20 protein-coding genes are annotated in these 17346 nt (G+C 46.4%); 15 read left to right on the top strand and 5 right to left on the bottom strand.

Annotated features, from left to right (window positions below):
• Nucleotides 1-64: 64 nt before the first annotated feature.
• Nucleotides 65-550 (bottom strand): type III secretion system stalk subunit SctO, encoded by a 486-nt coding sequence (gene sctO, locus AACQ93_RS23315; RefSeq protein ID WP_007462660.1) that lies wholly within the window; start codon nt 548-550, stop codon nt 65-67.
• A gap of 2 nt (nt 551-552) precedes the next feature.
• A complete protein-coding gene (locus AACQ93_RS23310) occupies nt 553-1986 on the bottom strand; it encodes a FliI/YscN family ATPase (protein WP_157097645.1) in 1434 nt (477 codons plus the stop codon).
• Between the two features lie 187 nt (nt 1987-2173).
• Between AACQ93_RS23310 and AACQ93_RS23305 the strand changes: the two genes are divergently transcribed.
• The 12 genes from AACQ93_RS23305 to AACQ93_RS23250 all read left to right on the top strand — a co-directional run bounded on the left by AACQ93_RS23305 (nt 2174) and on the right by AACQ93_RS23250 (nt 11174).
• A complete protein-coding gene (locus AACQ93_RS23305; protein ID WP_064609270.1) occupies nt 2174-3259 on the top strand; it encodes a TyeA family type III secretion system gatekeeper subunit in 1086 nt (361 codons plus the stop codon).
• A complete protein-coding gene (locus tag AACQ93_RS23300; protein WP_064609268.1) occupies nt 3249-3698 on the top strand; it encodes a hypothetical protein in 450 nt (149 codons plus the stop codon). Before AACQ93_RS23305 ends, AACQ93_RS23300 begins: the two co-directional genes overlap by 11 nt.
• A gap of 190 nt (nt 3699-3888) precedes the next feature.
• Nucleotides 3889-4080 (top strand): hypothetical protein, encoded by a 192-nt coding sequence (locus AACQ93_RS23295; protein WP_064609265.1) that lies wholly within the window; start codon nt 3889-3891, stop codon nt 4078-4080.
• Nucleotides 4081-4195: 115 nt separating this feature from the next.
• Nucleotides 4196-4525 carry a hypothetical protein gene (locus AACQ93_RS23290; RefSeq protein ID WP_064609263.1) on the top strand — a complete coding sequence of 110 codons (330 nt, stop codon included), beginning with the start codon at nt 4196-4198 and terminating at the stop codon, nt 4523-4525.
• A complete protein-coding gene (gene sctV / locus AACQ93_RS23285) occupies nt 4522-6591 on the top strand; it encodes a type III secretion system export apparatus subunit SctV (RefSeq protein WP_064609261.1) in 2070 nt (689 codons plus the stop codon). Before AACQ93_RS23290 ends, sctV begins: the two co-directional genes overlap by 4 nt.
• A gap of 155 nt (nt 6592-6746) precedes the next feature.
• Complete coding sequence (locus tag AACQ93_RS23280; RefSeq protein WP_064609259.1) at nt 6747-7046, top strand: hypothetical protein; 300 nt, start codon at nt 6747-6749, stop codon at nt 7044-7046.
• Between the two features lie 27 nt (nt 7047-7073).
• Nucleotides 7074-8087: a DUF1521 domain-containing protein gene (locus tag AACQ93_RS23275; RefSeq protein ID WP_064609257.1), complete on the top strand. Its 1014-nt coding sequence runs from the start codon at nt 7074-7076 to the stop codon at nt 8085-8087.
• Nucleotides 8088-8099: 12 nt separating this feature from the next.
• On the top strand, nt 8100-8375 hold the full coding sequence (locus AACQ93_RS23270) for a hypothetical protein (RefSeq protein WP_007462643.1): 276 nt from the start codon (nt 8100-8102) through the stop codon (nt 8373-8375).
• 13 nt (nt 8376-8388) lie between these two features.
• On the top strand, nt 8389-8889 hold the full coding sequence (locus tag AACQ93_RS23265; RefSeq protein ID WP_007462641.1) for a hypothetical protein: 501 nt from the start codon (nt 8389-8391) through the stop codon (nt 8887-8889).
• Between the two features lie 15 nt (nt 8890-8904).
• On the top strand, nt 8905-9411 hold the full coding sequence (locus AACQ93_RS23260) for a SycD/LcrH family type III secretion system chaperone (protein WP_007462639.1): 507 nt from the start codon (nt 8905-8907) through the stop codon (nt 9409-9411).
• Nucleotides 9389-10372, top strand: coding sequence for a type III secretion system translocon subunit SctE (gene sctE / locus AACQ93_RS23255; protein ID WP_007462637.1), 984 nt, complete (start codon nt 9389-9391; stop codon nt 10370-10372). Before AACQ93_RS23260 ends, sctE begins: the two co-directional genes overlap by 23 nt.
• Before the next feature lie 7 nt (nt 10373-10379).
• Nucleotides 10380-11174: a hypothetical protein gene (locus AACQ93_RS23250; RefSeq protein WP_157097644.1), complete on the top strand. Its 795-nt coding sequence runs from the start codon at nt 10380-10382 to the stop codon at nt 11172-11174.
• 163 nt (nt 11175-11337) lie between these two features.
• On the opposite strand, the gene AACQ93_RS23245 is transcribed toward AACQ93_RS23250, so the two are convergent.
• Nucleotides 11338-11742 (bottom strand): hypothetical protein, encoded by a 405-nt coding sequence (locus AACQ93_RS23245; protein WP_157097643.1) that lies wholly within the window; start codon nt 11740-11742, stop codon nt 11338-11340.
• Nucleotides 11743-11806: 64 nt separating this feature from the next.
• Nucleotides 11807-12625: a winged helix-turn-helix domain-containing protein gene (locus tag AACQ93_RS23240; RefSeq protein WP_064609250.1), complete on the bottom strand. Its 819-nt coding sequence runs from the start codon at nt 12623-12625 to the stop codon at nt 11807-11809.
• Between the two features lie 1190 nt (nt 12626-13815).
• On the opposite strand from AACQ93_RS23240, the gene gltS reads away from it, so the two are divergent.
• The 3 genes from gltS to AACQ93_RS23225 all read left to right on the top strand — a co-directional run bounded on the left by gltS (nt 13816) and on the right by AACQ93_RS23225 (nt 16281).
• Nucleotides 13816-15036, top strand: coding sequence for a sodium/glutamate symporter (gene gltS / locus AACQ93_RS23235; RefSeq protein ID WP_036798711.1), 1221 nt, complete (start codon nt 13816-13818; stop codon nt 15034-15036).
• Between the two features lie 112 nt (nt 15037-15148).
• Complete coding sequence (locus AACQ93_RS23230; protein WP_064609248.1) at nt 15149-15451, top strand: PTS fructose transporter subunit IIB; 303 nt, start codon at nt 15149-15151, stop codon at nt 15449-15451.
• The gene (locus tag AACQ93_RS23225) at nt 15448-16281 is read left to right on the top strand and encodes a PTS sugar transporter subunit IIA (protein WP_064609247.1); all 834 of its coding nucleotides are present in this window, start codon (nt 15448-15450) and stop codon (nt 16279-16281) included. The genes AACQ93_RS23230 and AACQ93_RS23225 overlap by 4 nt, the downstream gene beginning before the upstream one ends.
• 10 nt (nt 16282-16291) lie before the next feature.
• On the opposite strand, the gene AACQ93_RS23220 is transcribed toward AACQ93_RS23225, so the two are convergent.
• A complete protein-coding gene (locus tag AACQ93_RS23220; RefSeq protein ID WP_064609245.1) occupies nt 16292-17137 on the bottom strand; it encodes a helix-turn-helix domain-containing protein in 846 nt (281 codons plus the stop codon).
• Nucleotides 17138-17346 lie beyond the last annotated feature (209 nt).

Here is a 17346-nt window from a genome sequence, read left to right as displayed (position 1 = left end):
TGCCTCGGTTTGAGCCGATTCTGCCTGTCGTTTTTCCTTTTGATAAAAACCAGTACCCCGATCGCTATGACGGGAATGCTTCTTTATCGAGGTTAGCTGTTGGCCTTCGTGGAGGAAGCTCGTCGAGGGCATTGTCTTCTTGCTGGCGTTGACGGGCGATGTCGGCAGTTTCATAAAGCTTCTTGATCTCTTTAGATTTTTCTAATTTAAACTGTGCGTGTTGGTAATCGATCCGACACTGATTTAGTTTGTTTTCCAGTTCTGTAATGTGTTGTTGGTGCTGGTGGAGTTGGTGCGCACACGCTTCAATGTGTTGTTGGGCAATCCCGAGCTTCTGTCGCCACAATTCCAGCGCGTGTTGTGACATCAGGCTTTGTTTGGAAAAAGGGGCTGTTGCCAACGTTTGATAGTCAGCTTCGGCCAGCGATAATTGCTGTTCCAGTTCCGGTAGTTTGGTTTTTGCTGATTCCAGCTCAGTCGCTGCCCGGTTAACCGTGCTCAGGGCGGCTTGTTTCCGCCGGTCTTTTATCTCAATCAGGGTTTGCCACATGGTTATCGGATCACGCTTTGCAGTTGTTCAAGGCCTTCCCTGAAAGGGCTTTTTTCATGGGTTGCCTGGCATAACAGACTACGGATTTGCGGCTGCTTGCTGATAGCCATGTCTGTTGCCGGATCTGTGCCTCTCTGGTATTCCCCCAAACGTATTAACAGCTCGCTTTTTTCATAAACGGCCATCCAGTTACGGATTTGTTCTGTTGCCTGACGATGCTCCGGTGCGGTGATCTGGCCCATAACCCGGCTGGCACTGCGCAGAACATCAATGGCCGGGTAGTGGGCCGCAGCTGCCAGTTCACGAGAGAGAATGATGTGGCCGTCGAGGATCGAACGAGTTTCATCTGCGACGGGTTCTGTCATGTCATCACCTTCCACCAGAACGGTATAAAGAGCGCTGATCGAGCCTTGTTCAGTATTGCCGGGACGCTCCAGCAACAGCGGTAGTTGTTCAAAAACTGAAGGTGGAAAACCGCGCCGTGTCGGTGGTTCACCAGCCGCCAGTCCCATCTCACGCATTGCACGGGCGAAACGGGTGAGAGAGTCCATCATCAACAACACTTTTTTGCCTTGCTCGCGATAGTGTTCTGCGATTGTTGTTGCGACCAGTGCAGCGCGTGCCCGTTCCATGGAAGGGCGATCAGAAGTCGCAATGACCAGCACTGCTTTTTTGCGAACTTCTTCGCTCATATGCAGTTCAACAAACTCCCGCACCTCGCGGCCACGTTCACCAATCAGGGCCAGAACCACGATTTCCGCTTCGGTGTTGGCGAGGATCATCGACAGTAGGGTACTTTTACCGCCCCCGGCTGCCGCAAACAGCCCCATTCGCTGGCCTTCACCCATAGTGAGCATGGTGTCGATTGCGCGGACACCCAGCGCAATAGGCTTAGCAATTGGCGGTCGGGTCATTGGATTGGGAGCGGCATTGAATACTGGACGCCACTGACCGTTTTCATTGAGTTGCGGTTCTGCCTGCTGAAGCGAGCTGCCATCCATCGGAAGGCCCAATCCGTTGAGCATTTTTCCCAACACGGCATCGCTGACCCAGATCTCATGCTGACGCTTTTCATTGATAACTCGTGTCTGGCTTGAAATACCGCGAGATTCCCCAAGTGGTGCCAGCAGGGCATAAGGAGATTGAATCCCGACTACTTCTGCAAACAGAGTTGGCTGGTTCGGTGTCTCAAGTCGGCACATGTGACCGAGGGCGGCATCCGGCAGTACTGAACGGATGATATTGCCGGTTACGCCGATCACCTTACCAGCACTCTGACAGGAATAAGGTTCCACTATGCGTTGATGAAGTCGGTTCAGGCGGCTGATAAGACGGGCATCAGGTGCTTCATTGAATGTCGAGTTTTGAAGCGTTTCTGACGCACTGTTATCAGGGTTTAAGTCAGCCTGACTGGTTGGGAATTCTCGGTTTGGCAATCGAATTTCCTGCCTGAAAAATCTCTTAGGATGATGATTCTCCCGTTTCATTTAATGAGAGTCTTAATAAAGTTGTGATTTCTCTCTGAGGCGCATTACCAGCGATTTTTGAGAACTTTTTTAGGCTTTTTATCTCGTAATTTCTTACAAAAGCACAATTGGAATCATCCTGTGAAAAGAGGTTGGCATGGCAGAAGTATCAGGACATATGCCGGGAAATTTAGCTGTGGCAGCCGGTCTGAATTCAGGCGGTGCGAAAGCTGATAGTGTAGTCTCCGGCGTCGCTGTGCTGGATAAGAGTAGCCTTGCTGATTCGGCAGAGGAACTGAGCTTTGCTTTGGCTGAAAAACGGCCGAAATCAATGGCCGAGAGAAAATCAGAGAAAGATGACAGTGCCAGGCTGGCCTGGATAGAAAAAATCCGTCAGCTTCTTGAGAAAGCTCCGGATCTGGAAAAACAGCAGAAGTTGGTCGATTTTGTTGCGGCTAATCTGGGGCGTTCCCAGACCGCTGAAGCCTTTATCGAAAACCTGAAGTCGTTCAGCGACGATGAATCGCTGCAATACATGGCTGGTCAGTTGCTTGCTGAAGCCAGTGACTCGCAAGACAGTGAACACTATGAAGCTGCGCTGAAGGCGTTTAAAGAGAAAAATGCCAGAAATGTATTGGCTGGACTAAATACGTCTGAGGTTTTTGCTAAAGAGTTGCCAACGGAGCAGCTGTCTGAGGCGAGGCAGTCTTACCGTGATCTGACCGACTATCAGAGTCACAGTCGGGCATGGCGTCAACTTGTTCAGATGGCGAAACAGTATGGCTCGGTGGAGCAGGCGGCGGAGATACATCAGCGAGCGTTATCGGCTGACTATCATGCGCTGGAGCCTAGTCAGGATCGCGATATTTTGGCGATGGTGATGCAAAACCTCAATCAGCTTAAACAACTCAAAGGAATATTCGAGCAGACTGTAGATCTAGCCCGTCAGATACAGGGACAGTTTTTTGTGCCAGTTGATGAACAGTTATTGATGGAGCAGGTTCTGTCTTTTCCAGACAGCCAGTTTGTCACGGTACGCCAGATGGCTCAGATGATGCAGCGACTTAACATTACGGCTTTCCCTGCTCAGGTTGTCACACAGCAGGGTATGAAGGCGATTGCTGGCGATTTGCCGGACGGACTGTACCCGGGACTTGAGCAGCGTAATCGGGTGATGGATAGCTTACAGCAATGCATTGATCAGGTGATCGATAAAGAAGAGATGTGGCTCGATGGACAGTAATGCACAGCACGCGCTGGTTGAGTTTCTTTCCGGTTTTGATATTGCGATTCCGGATACTCTTGCAAAGGGATTTGCTCAGGAACTCGGTTCGATTCGTTGTGCGTTACCGCGCCATGTTATTGAAAAGTCGGCCCTTGATAAACGCGTGACTGCGCAATGGCAGCAAGTTCAAAATGATACCGCTCAGCTGGAAGTAAGCTGGAATGCGCAATGGTTGTCTCTGGCATTACCTATTAAAGTGGTGAACGATCTTAAAGATCATATTTTCTTACTGAACTTGCTGGCACCTTCGCCGCTTTCTAATCAGGTTGTGCTGGATAAGCATCAACAGGTATGGCTGGTCAGTCAGTTGCCATTGGCTGAAGTTCGCACTCATATTCTCAATCAACATATCGATTGGTTAATCGAACGGGCGGCGGCTTCTCAGAACAATGGTTAGTATTTCAGCCCGGCTTAATCTTACTCGCTCGTCTGGCATATCAGGTTCTTCGGAATCTCAATCCCGCATTCCACTTTCAGGTCCGGCTCGTTCAGATCGTATTCCTGATAGATCACGACAGATTGAAATCAAATCTGGAAAAGTTCTGCCTCTTTCGTCCCAAGCTTTTTCCCCTTTGCCCGGAGAATCTTTGGACGAATGGTATCAGGCACATCAGATAAACAAGCCGCGTGCTGTCGGAGTGGGGGAATACCAGCAACTCGGACAGTTCTTGTTAGGCGAAAATACCGATGAAGCACAGCAGGCGGTAAAGGTAATTGAAAGTCTTTGGCTGGTTCAGCGAGAAGTTAATTTAATTAAATCCGGTCTGGTGAGCTCCTGACTTTTGTTTCTCTGGCTCTCGGTTTACAGGCTTTTATATCTCTGGCTTTTATAACTGTAGTTTTAGAGCGCGGGTTTTTAGATCGCAGCCTAGGCTGCAGGCGGTACGTATTTATATGGAATCGAAACAGGCAGTATCCCTGATGCAAACCTTACTGGTTAATTTATTGCAGCAGCGACAATGGAGCGCTGCTGCCCCGATTGCAAAGTGGCTGTCGGTGAACGGTGATGAGGCTGCCAGTGCGCTTTGCCCGCAGATATACAACCACCTCAGCTTGTTTGATGAGGCATTGCAGGCTTTGGCTATGGTGCCAATTAATATGCGTCGTCAGCCTGTGGTGCGCCGGGCTGAGGCCGTCACTCTTTTTGAATTAGGATATCCACAGTTGGCAAAAGAAGTTCTGTTGAGTGCCGTTTCCGGTGATTACCGGGAGGTGGCTGCATGAAAGCGATATTGAGCCGTCTTGCCGGTCGAAATGATTTGGTATTGGCATTGCTGTTGATAGCGGTTGTTTTCATGATGATTCTGCCGATGCCAACAGAGCTGGTGGACATTTTGATTGCAACGAACCTTGGAATTGCGGTCATTCTTATGATGATGGCGATTTACATCCATACTCCTCTGGAGTTCACCTCTTTTCCATCTTTGTTGCTGTTGACTACGCTGTTCCGTCTTTCCTTATCGATTACGACAACCCGACTGATCCTGCTACAGGCTGATGCCGGACAGATTGTTTATACCTTCGGTAACTTTGTGGTCGGCGGCAATCTGGTTGTCGGTGCGGTTATTTTCCTGATCATCACCATTGTCCAGTTTTTGGTGATCACCAAAGGTGCAGAACGTGTGGCGGAAGTGTCGGCTCGTTTCAGCCTTGATGCGATGCCGGGTAAGCAAATGAGTATCGACGGTGATATGCGCGCCGGGGTAATTGACATGGAAGAAGCCCAGCTTCGTCGTGGCCGGGTTGAAAAAGAGTCCCAGCTTTATGGTGCGATGGATGGGGCGATGAAGTTTGTGAAAGGCGATGCGATCGCGGGCCTGATCATCATAGTGGTTAACCTGCTGGGCGGGATCACGATAGGCGTTGTGCAGCGTGGTCTTCCGGCTGGGGATGCCCTCGGGGTTTACGCGATTCTCACCATTGGTGACGGACTGATTTCCCAAATCCCGGCACTCTTTATTGCCATCACTTCCGGGATTATTGTGACCCGGGTATCGACAGAAGCGTCGGCAGATTTGGGTAAAGACATAGGTAATCAAATTATCAATCAGCCAAATGCTCTGTTGATTGCCAGTGCCATCCTCTTGCTGTTTGCCTTGATCCCCGGATTCCCGACTGTGACCTTTTTGGTGCTGGCCAGCGGGCTGGGACTGGCGTCTCAATGGTTGTTAAGACGCTCAAAAAAATCTCAAACGGCCTCAAAAAGCTTTTCATCATCACCATCTGAGGCGGCGGATGGTGATGACAGTGAAGATGGGTTTTCGCTGACATTACCGCTTTCGCTCTCTGTTGTTGAGCTGGCAGAAAAAGGGTTTGAGGTAGAGTCTCTGTCAGCTTCCCTGGCAAAGCTTCGCAAAAATCTGACTCGTGAACTTGGTGTGCCTTACCCGACGATTCACTTGTTCTGTCAGCCTGCGGATGAAAATCAGGGGGCGGGAAATACCAAAGGGGAGTACCAGTTGATGGTGCATGAGATCCCGGTGATGTCCGGCCTGTTGTTGGGGGAGGCGGCGCTGGTAATGGCTGATGAACAGCAACTGCAAATTCTTGGCGTGAATTATGAGCAGGCTCCGTTCAGTTATCAGGGGCTGTTTTGGGTAAAAGATAAAACTGAGCAGGAGTTAGCCGGAATGGGGCTGACGATCATTTCGCTGAGTGATGCGGTTCTGGCTGATATTCATCAGGTGTTAATCCGTCATGCTCAGGATTTTATCGGTGTGCAGGAAACCCGCCAGTTGCTGGAACATATGGAAGGAGAATTTGAGGAGCTGGTGCGTGAAGTTCAGCGTCAGTTACCAGTTTTTAAATTGACCGAGATATTGCAGCGTTTGGTGTCGGAACAGATTTCGATCCGAAATTTGCGGGCGATTCTGGAGGCTGTTGTGGAATGGAGCCAGAAAGAAAAATCGGTCATCCAACTGACGGAATATGTCCGGATTTCCCTCAAACGTTATATCAGCCATAAGTACAGTAATGAGCAGAATATGTTGCCGGCATTTATGCTGACGCCTGAAGCGGAAGAAACCATTAGGGCGGCAATCCGCCAGACATCGGCAGGCAGCTATTTAGCAATGGATCCGGTGCAGTCTGAAAACTTGATCAACAATTTACTGGCAACAACGGGGGATTTGCGCGCGAGACCGCACATGCCGGTTGTGATCACAGCAATGGATATTCGCCGTTATGTGAAGAAACTGATTGAGCCTAAAGCGTATGAATTGCCTGTGTTGTCTTTTCAGGAGCTCAGTGACAGCGTCAATGTTCAGGCGCTGAACCGTGTCGGCCTGTAGTTAAAGTTTGCTACAACGTCCTCCAATAACCACCTTAATAACCTAAAGCCGATCTGAGGTCAGATTAATTCCTCAAATCGGCTTTTTTTCATGTTTTTCATTTCTCAAACCATCAAAGTCATTGCCTGAAAAAGAATTAACAAGGGAGACAGGTGATGCCAATTGAAGGAGCCGATATCCGGCCTGAACCGCTGGCTTCCGCTTTGACTCAAAACGAAGACTTGCTTGCCACAGCCAATCAGATGCTGGGGCAGGGAGAACGGGCTATTGCCAGCTGTCCGGTTAGTGTGGAGCAGGCAACCCGATTGGTAAACACTCAAGCTGCATCAGGCGAACTGCAAGCTGCGGTAACGCAGGTTGATGCTTTGGCTACAGCCGGACCGTCTGCTCAGCCAGATCGTCATAAACAACAAGCCAAACCTGTTCGACAGCGCAGCGGACGAGTGTTTATTTAGTTTTAAACCCACAGAAGGAAATTAGGGATGAATACGGTAAATAGTCTTGCCGGTACTCAGTCGGTCAATATGTATGCCGGAGATCAAAAGCCGGAACTGAACGACTTGATGATGGCTGTCATGATTGAACGTACCAGCATTCTGGACGGTCAGATCCGTGACGGTATTTCAACGATTAATGGTCAGAATGAGAAAATGCGTCAGCTTCAGGAGTTTACTGCGGAAGCTCGTCAGGCTCAGCAGTCTACCAATATTGTTGAGAATCCGACTTGGTCTGTCGAAGGTAATCAAATCAAGCTAGACAATGGCTACGTTGTGACTGTCGGCAATGAAAACCGTGACTGGACAATCACAGATGCGGCAGGTAACACCACAAAGATTTGGGGCGACCCGCATGTTGATGAAAACGGTGATGGCACAGACTGGGACTTTAAACAGAATGTGACATTTGCACTGGATGACGGTACCAAGATTTCAGTCGGTACGGCAGAACGTGGTTATGCCAACACAGTGACTGATTCTCTGGCTATTACGAAGGGCAACCAGCATATCCAGGTAACGGGTATTGCGGATAACAACCCGACAATTTCGCAGCCGAAACTGGACGGATTGGAAGTTGATGCCGCAACTAACGATGGCACAGTTTTTTATGCCAATGGCAGCACCAATTCATGGTTCACCGACAAGGAATCTCAAAATCGGGTAACCAGTAATCAGGCAATGGGTAGCCAGCAAGTTATCAATGAAGATGACACCATCGGTAATAATTCGGTGAAGATGAGTGCCGAGATGAGAACATTCCTTGAGGATAACAATATTGAAATCCCTGATAACAAGGATGGCTACTTGAGCAAAGATGACTGGAAGAACCTGCTTTCCTCAATGCAGTCTTTCGGTGACAGCCTTACTTCTGTGTCCCAGCTTGATATGGCAAAGCTGCAGTCTTCGATGAATAAGTACAACCAGTCTTACGACATGCTGTCGAACTTCACCAGCAAGTACGCTTCAAGCATTGATTCACTGGTCGGTAATCTGCGTTAAGGCGAATTCATTATGGAAGAAGCGCGTTCTATTGAAGATTTTGTTTCTGAGCAGGCTGAAAAACTGGCAGAAGCAGAACAGAGCTGTAAACAGTACCAGGCTTTTGTTGCCCAACATAAGCTGGATCGTTTGCAGGCTATTCTTGAGGGCCAACTGACTCCTCAACAACGCAGACAGCGGGAAATCGAGCAACGCCAGTTTATGAACCAACCTGAAATGGCAACTATTTCCAGCACAACCACTCAATCTACCAAGTTACCACGCCGTATTCGTGGGATTTCAGTTTAATTAAGGACACATTATGACAGCGATTAACCCAACCGCCGGAGTGACCGGTACAACGTTTAACCCATCCGCCGCATCTCTGGATTCACTGATGATGATGGTAATGATGGATCGCTCAAATCTGCTTGATTCACAGGTGCGCGACAAAATCGAAAACATCAATGCTAAGAACGAAGATCTTAAAGAGATCAATGGCGTTATGTCACAACTGCGTAACGACATGAGTAAGGTCGGTACTGATGACGATGACACCGGTTCCCTTTCTCCCGAAGTTGAAGATTATCTGGCCGCTAACTTCTCTGACTTCAACCGCTCCGATAGCTACAACCGTAAAACCATGCAGCTACAGCTGGAAAACCTGAAAGGTAAAGCTGAAAGCCTGACTTCATCTTCTCAGCTGGATATGGCTCAGTTGCAGTCAACTATGGGTAAGTACAACAACAGTTTTGAAATGCTGTCGAACTTCGTATCCAAGTACGGCCAGTCTATCGATTCTATTGTTGGCAACTTGCGTTAATTTGAGGTGAGTGAGATGACGACAGCAGCAGTTGATGCATCCCTGATGCAGGAGATCGACAAGTATCTCAGCGGTGGCGGTACTATCGGTGAGCTGTATGAGCTGAGCCCCGAGACCTTAGAGACTTTCTACCAGGTTGGATACGGACTCTATCAGGGCGGAAGCTATGCCGAAGCCGAAAAAGTATTTCGCTTCCTGTGCCTGTTTGATCACTACGGGTTACGCCATTTCATTGCACTCGGTTCTTGCTTGCAAATGCAGAAGCAGTACCAGCCTGCAATTGAGTCGTTCAGTTATGCTGGTGTGCTTGACTGTACCGATCCCCGTCCGCCATTTCACGCGGCTGAATGTTATTTGGCGTTAGGTCAGCGGGAGAAGGCGAAAAGTGGTTTTTATGCTGCCAGTCAGTTATCCGAGAAGCACTCACAATTTGATGAACTGTGTAGCAGAGCTGCCAACTTACATCGGCAGTTAGATGCTTCTACTCAGGAGACAATGAATGAATCCAGTCAATCCGCTTAGTGACAAGTTCGCTGCGCCGGGATTGCAAACCAACCAGAATGAGTTGGTGGAAAATCTCAGGCAGGCTGTCACGCAAGCAGCTGTTCCACAGCCGGTAGCGGTGAGTAAAGGGCCGGGGAAGACAAACAATACGTCGTCTGTCCGTCCGCCGATACTCGATATGCCGCTGGCTGATAAGGAAGACGTCAGCCGTGCGCTGATGGAAGTGCAGATGAAACTGCAGGATCAACAACTTAAACTCAATACCAATGACATCAAAGGCATGCAGGAAAAAAATCAGGCCCTGCATGATCAACGTATAGAAAAGCTTCAGGAAGCCATTGAGAAAATGGCAGAAGCGAAGAAGGGCGGTTTGTTCGCCAAGATTTTCGGCTGGATTGCAACTATTGCAACGGTCATCGCTTCGGTTGCCATGATTGCAACGGGAGTGGGTGCCCCTGCTGCAGCGATGATGCTGGCAGGTGCGGCACTGATGCTGACACAACAGATTTCCTCTGAGACAGGAAACTGGTTAAACGATGCTGTGTCAGAAGTATTCCAGGCATGCGGTATGGATGAAAAGGCGGCGCAGATAGCTGCCAATGTGACAATTATGGTGGCGAGTATTGCGTTAAGTCTTGGAGCCGGAGCGACAACCGCCGCCGCGGCAGCCACGACAACCGCAATGAAAATCGCCAGGATTGTGTCGCAGATGGCGAAACTGACCGCCGCGGTTTCAGGGCTAGGACAGGGGGTCTCGCAAGGGGTCGCAACCGAAGCCAAATACGAGGCCGATATGTACAGTGCCGATGCCAAGGAAATCAGTGCCTACCTTAAGCGAATTCAGTTGATGCTGGAAGAGGAGATGGAACGGATCCAGGAGATCCTGCAAAAGATGCAGGACAACACTTCCGATGTAATGGCAATTCTGTCTGACGGACAAGAGTCCCGTTCTCAGATGGCCCGATATATCAGCGCATAGGAGAAAAATGATGACTGTTAATATGAATAATTTAACGTCGAATCGACCTTTAGATCCTGCGCTGAACGGGGCTGGTAATCTGCAGGGGGCCGAGGTCGTTTGCGGTGCGGAGAAAGCAACTGGCTCACAACCCGCTGTGACTGTTATACAGGGTGGAGGTACGTCGGTATCGGCTCCGGGAACGGGGAAAAATATGCTGGATATGCCAGCGGCTGTCGGTAACGGACAATATGCCAAAGCTTATAATGAGACAGGCAACTTGAGCCATGAAGACAGTATGGTGCAGATCAGCGATATTCTGACCCTGATGCACAAAATTGCTCTTGCTCAGCGCCAGCAGGCTCGTGAGAGCCGTACTGCGGAAAGGGAACTTACGGTGGACGCCATTAAAGGTCAGGCTGACAAAATGCGTGAGCAGGCCCAACTTGAGCGGGTTTCCGGCTGGATTTCTGCGGGTATGACTATGGTAACCAGTGCAATGCAGATGAAATCGGCGATCAAGGGCATGAACATGAAGCTCTCTGATGCTCAACTGCAAAGTTACAATAATTTCCAGCAGGCTAAGACCCAGATCTATTCCGCAATGGGTCAGTTTGTCACAACCCAGATCGATTACCAGGCCAAGTTGAAGCAGGCTGAAGGTAAAGAGCTGGAAGCTGTGCAGAAAGTGCATGAAACGGCAGCAGAAGATGAAGGGCAGCAAATGCAGTTCTACCTTGATGTCATCCGTGATGCACGGCAGAAGCTGGAAGAAGTGATGCGAAGCCAGCAGGAGTCAGTCAAGAGTATTGTACGGGCATAAGTTATTTGCTCGACAAGAAACAGAGACCTGAACACCTTACATCAATGGTTACATTGTCACTTAATGAAAGACACCTCATTCCGAGGTGTCTTTTCTTATTGCATACGTTGTCTTAGCTCTGGTTTTTCTTGCTCAGCCTTTCGAGTCAGTTGGCTTTTTAGTTTTAATCCATATGGTAACGGTTGAAAGCCATCAGTTGACCATCACCCTGATTTGTGGCGACAACGACGTAATTGTCGGTTGAAGCCAGCACTTTCCATTTATTGTGTCCCGGTAGTTTTCTCGCCGCACTAAGCAGTTCGTTGTACATGCGGATATCTTCCGGGGAGAAGATCAGTCCTTTGTTGTACGACTCTTCTGTAATGCTCATTGAATACTGGCCATTCAGCTTGTCATCAATGATTCCTTTGGTATGAACCTCAATGATGTTATTGAGCCCCGATTCGGAAAAGACGGTCGTAATATCGATGTTACGGTTTTCGATAAAGATTTCGATGTTCCGTTTACCTTGATAGCTGCTGGCAGTCGACTTGATCTGATAAGACCCGCTGAGTGCAGTTGCTGGCATCTTGTTTATAAAGTCCCAACTCGAAATACTAAATACAGCCATGGAGCTGGCTAAGAATAATCCTTTAAGATACAAAACGAGAGACCTCTTTCATTGTGATTTTTTCAATGTCACTGATGGTTTCATTGTTCTCAAGCAGAATGATTTTATTATGAATAGATTCATTCTTATCTATAACAACAATGGATAGACTATTTTTCTTTAGCATCAGAAAAATTGACTTTGGTGATTTGCTTTCCGGTGCGGAAATAAGCTTTGAATTAATTGCGCTGGAAATCGCTTTAATGAAATCATCATTGTCAGAGTATATTTTTAATTTGCTATCAGAATAAACCTTGTTTAGGCCAACTGAATCGTTTTGTTGCTCGCTTTTACTAAAGGGGAAATAAGGTGCATCACCTAAAAGATAAAATGAAAGCATGAAAATAAGTGAGCCTGAGAAATAAGGCCATTTTGTTTTTATGAATTTAAATATTGTTGGTTTTGTTTTTTGCTTTGTTTGTTGCTCTTTTTCTTCTATTTTGCTTTCTATTACCTCTTGAGAGTTTTCTTTATTTTCATTCTTTTCGATTTTCTCAACAATTTCGCTTTCTAATTTGTAACCTACCTTAGCTATTGTTTTTAGCCACTTTTGATCTTTACCATTATCACCAATTAAATTGCGAATATTACTGATAGCTTGGGTGATAGAACTGTCGGAAACGATTTTTCCAGGCCATGCCTTCTCGAGAAGAGTCTCCTTTGATACGACAATGCCTGCGTCTGTGCACAGGGCAAGTAAGACAAGGAAGTCATGACTGCCGATGCGTTTTTCCTCATTGGTTTCTGTATGACGTAACAGAGATGCATCTTTGATGAGAATCCAGTCATTTATTTTGTACATTAAGCTTCTCACTTCTTGTTCAAGTCGCAACGTTATAATTTGATTGTTTGTTGCTTATTTAATCGTATGCCAACTGACTTGCTGAGTAACAAGAGCACTCACATTATCATTATTAAATTAAATTGATTGCACCTTAAATCATAATTGTTAATTTTATCATGTTTTTTTGAGTGATTTGATTGGTGAGTAAATGCTCTAAAATCATCATGAAAAGAAGAGATTTGATTTTATATTGATCAGTTTCAAAATTTGAATTGCAAAAGTGATTTTGACCGCAAAAATAATAGTGGTATTAATTGACAAAATTATCATATAAAGATGATTATTTTATTACTTTCTAATATTCTTTTATTCGAATAAAGATGCTTTGATGACTCGCTGAGAACAAAAGATTAGTGTTGTCAGTTATGATTTGAAGCTTTGGTTTTGTAATTGATAGTGTATTTTATAAAAGTACTGCGAATGTTTTTTATTAAACTAATAGGTCAAAAATAATATTGTGATAATTGTACTAAATAAGAACTTGAATTGGGTCTGTATATTTTTTCTATCATTATTGTTGTTTCTATATTATGAACCACGTCAAAAGTCATTTGTTTAAGTAAATCTTTCTGGGCGGATAATTGTGAATGAGATCAACTTGGAATGTGAGACTAATGGAATAATGATTCTTTATTGTAATTCATCATGACTCAAAAACTTACGCAAATAAAAGCATAGTAGAATCAGAAATATGTCGTCTTTTTTGTCACTGCCACAAAATCATTAGCTTTAATTATCATACAACATAAGTGTTATGTTATATCGTAAAGATATATCTGTTTCATATGTTTGGTGGCTTATACTGTGGTATTCAGAATATAAGAAGCGAACGAAAAGCTGAGTGCATTTTTACGCATCGCTCAGTTTTAATGTATTCATTTTGTGGACACTTGAAGTGTAAAGAGAGTTGTATCTCAATTCCGTTTCTTCTTCACTTGGCATGATCGACTAATGTTAGTCGGATAAGTTGATATTCAGAGAAAATGTTATAGCTTTGGATGAAGTTAGGCATCAAATTTCATTTAATGATGAAAGATCACTTATTTAAATTTACTTACAAATAAATAATCGTTTATGCGCAAGTGGAACCTAAGGTGTGATCTGACAATCAGACGAGTAGTCACTCAGGAGGGAGAGAATTAATGGAGATGGATTGGGCTAGCGGAATCTTGAGTATCGACTCTTTCTTTTCTGTGACTTTGGGGATTATCGTTCTGTTTGTCGGACGAAGGTTGAACCACATGTTTACGCCTTTACGGGAGTTCAGCATACCTGAACCTGTCACTGGCGGAATTTTGTTTTCTGTTTTAATTGCTTTGGTTTTTATTGCTACAGGTGTTGAAGTTGAGTTTAACCTTATGGCGCGTGATGTGTTGCTGGTGTACTTCTTCACTACGATTGGCATAAACGCCAGCTTCAAGGATTTGCTCAAGGGCGGTGTACCGCTCATTATCCTGCTTGCCATTACTATCGGCTATGTGATTGTCCAGAATTTGACTGGTATCAGTGTTGCTGCGTTGTTCGGGCTGGATACACCTGTGGGTATGCTGGGCGGGAGTGTTTCCCTGATTGGTGGTCATGGAACGGCTATTGCCTGGGCTCCACGGATATCTGAAGGTTTTGGTGTTACAAATGCGATGGAGATTGGGATCGCCTGCGCCACTTTCGGTCTGATACTGGCCAGCTTGATGGGCGGGCCAATTGCCAAGTTCCTCATCAATCGCTATGACCTTAAACCCGATCATAAAGAAGAGCTGGATGTTGGGGTTTCAGAGGAAGCTGAAGAGGGGAAAATCACCGGCTTTGATTTTCTGGACGCTATTTTGGCTATCCATATCTGCATGATACTCGGTTTCATTATTAATGAGTCTATAGAAGATATTGTACAACTGCCTCTTTTCGTTACCTGCCTGTTCGCCGGTATTTTGATCACCAATTTGATTCCTGATTCATACCCTCGGATTTCCGGTACAAAGTGGCCCTCGCGCAAGCCTGCTGTGGCATTAATCGCAGATATTTCACTGGGTACATTTCTGGCGATGTCGTTGATGAGTATGCAGCTCTGGACATTGGTGGATCTGGCCGGACCGATTTTTGCCATTTTAGGCGCACAGTTTGTCGTCGCTGTTTTGGTTAATCTTTTTATTGTTTTCCCTGCGATGGGGCGGGGGTACGATGCGGCTGTGGTTTGCTCGGGCTTCGGCGGAATCTCACTGGGCTCAACACCAACAGCGATGGCCAACATGTCTGCTGTTTCCCAGCGTTACGGTAATTCACACCTGGCATTTATTATTGTGCCGCTGGTGTGCGCATTCTTTATTGATTTAGTTAATGCCTTGGTGATTCCTTATTTTCTGAATAATTTCTGACTTTGTTTTTTTAATTGAGATCAGCTTTGCATTTTTCCTTTCTTGACTGGACGAGTAAGAAGGGGACAATGACGGCTTCTATCAATTATTAAATAGAAACCAAACAATAATTATGAGAATAGTAGCCGTAACCGCCTGTCCGACAGGGATTGCGCATACCTATATGGCAGCAGCTGAGTTAAAAAAAGCGGCTCAGCAAAAGGGCATTCAAATCACTGTAGAAACCCAGGGCGCAATGGGGATTGAAAATCAACTGAGCATTCAGGACATTGGCCGCGCAGATGTTGTTCTGATTGCCTCGGATATTGAAATTGAACACCGCGCCCGCTTTACCGGCAGTACTATTCACTGTGTGACTATCGAAGAAGTACTGACTGATGCCGGAAGTGTTCTGGAGCGTTGTAAGGAGCTATGATTGAGCGTCGAATTACCTTTGTTATCGGTGATGAGGGTATTCCCGTCTGGAAGCTGAATCAGCTGAAAACTCTGGCTGGTTACTTCCGCTCTGTCGTCGTGATGATGAACATCACTCGTCTGCTTCAGGCTAATGTCGAGGAGACGTTCAGGGTAATGAGCCTTGGCTCAAGGCCGGGAGATTTGTGCCAGTTGTTGATTGAAGGTTCTGATGCCGAGTTGGCTTGTATGGTGCTGACCGATTTTGTTGCAGAGCAGTTTAGCCTGGTGAAAACCGGTAGCCGCAAGAAAAGCCGTTATGCCCTCTGTGTCGAAAGTCATGACGAGAATAATCCGACTTTTTTCCTTCCGTTTGAAATGTCTTTTACTTATCAGGAGTTAACGGATGAGGTTGGCGTAGAGGATAAGTCGGCTTTGATAGAGCGATTGTGTCGAATGATGGTTTCAGGAATCGAACCTGAGAAGGTCGAGCATAAAGCTTCCTTGCTGTTTGATTTACTGAGTAAGCGAGAGGCCGTTTCTTCGACAGCAATGGGGAATGGTATTGCGTTACCTCATGTAATGAGTGATGCAATTGAGCAGCCTGCAATGGCTGTGATTCGTTTACCGAAACCCGTCGATTGGGCGTCAAATCGAGGTTCGGTTTCTTTGCTGATTGCGATGTTACTACCGGCTCCGCCTCAACGCCCTCATATCCAAGCTTTTTCTCATTTCTCCCGCTCACTGCTGGAGCCTGATTTTTGCCAGTTACTGACAGCAAATCGGGTGCCGGATGCCTTGAAAGCGGTGATCCTACATACGTTGTCCAAAGCATTCAGCGATAACACGTAAAGTGTCTTTCTTAATCCATTGCGCGATATTCAGATGGCGTCATTCCGGTTTTGTTTTTAAATACCCGATAGAAATAGTTTACATCCTGAAATCCGCACCGGGTCGCTACTTCGTTCAACCTGAAGGTGTATTTTTTTAGCATAAATTTGGCGCGGTCGATCCTTACCCAGGTAATGTAATCGGCGAGCCGCATGTGGCCTTGCTGGCGGAAAAGCCGTGAAAGGTGGTTCGGTGTGATATTAAATCGTTTTGCGATGGAGTCCCGGCTGACTGAGCGGTGGAAATTCTCCTGAATATAAATACAAATCCCCTGATACAAATCTTCACTGTGATTCCTGGCCGAACCGGTTGGCGTTGAAAGCATAGACTGACAGTAGCTGAGTAGCGCCAGCATCAGATATTCATCCATTGGTTTCTGAATTGGTTCATTGGCAAGGGCATTAAGGGCTGCGAGGATGTGGTCAATGGCATGACCTGTGCGGGTTTGGATACTGTGCTTTTGAATATCGTAAAACGACTGTTGTCCTTTTCGTTTACTAACTAGGCTGAAACCGAGCTGACGGCGACCAAACAGTAGGCTGAGTACGGAACAGTCGGTATCCCAGTTTGGTTTATTCCAGCTGTTGGGCGGAATGTAAATGGCATCTCCAGCCATGATCTTCACTTCAGTGATCCCATGCTCCGGATCTTCCAGTTCATTGATGTATTCACCGCTGATAACCAGCTCCATACGAGGGAAGTTTACCTGATAGCTGAAAGGCGGCGGTGTCATTTGATCACCCGCAAACCAAATGCGATTAAAGTGCTCACGTTCAGATAGCAGTGTTTCGATGACGTTATGGAAGATCTGGCTCATGGAGTGATGGTCTGTCGATATGTTTAGTCGGTATAGGAATATTATTCATAACGTAGAAACCGACGGCTATAAAAAGCCATTACTAATGGTATGGAATCGTGAAGCTTGTCACGCAAAATGACCTGATGAGTAGCGCTGTCATGGTTACTTTATTCTAGTTTTACCTTTTGGTTAAATTTAAACCAACCAAGCGAAAATCCATTAAATAT

Origin of the sequence: Photobacterium sp. J15 (assembly GCF_963870815.1) — a bacterium.
Classification (GTDB): Bacteria; Pseudomonadota; Gammaproteobacteria; order Enterobacterales; family Vibrionaceae; genus Photobacterium; species Photobacterium marinum.
This window is presented reverse-complemented; position numbering and strand designations above follow the sequence as displayed.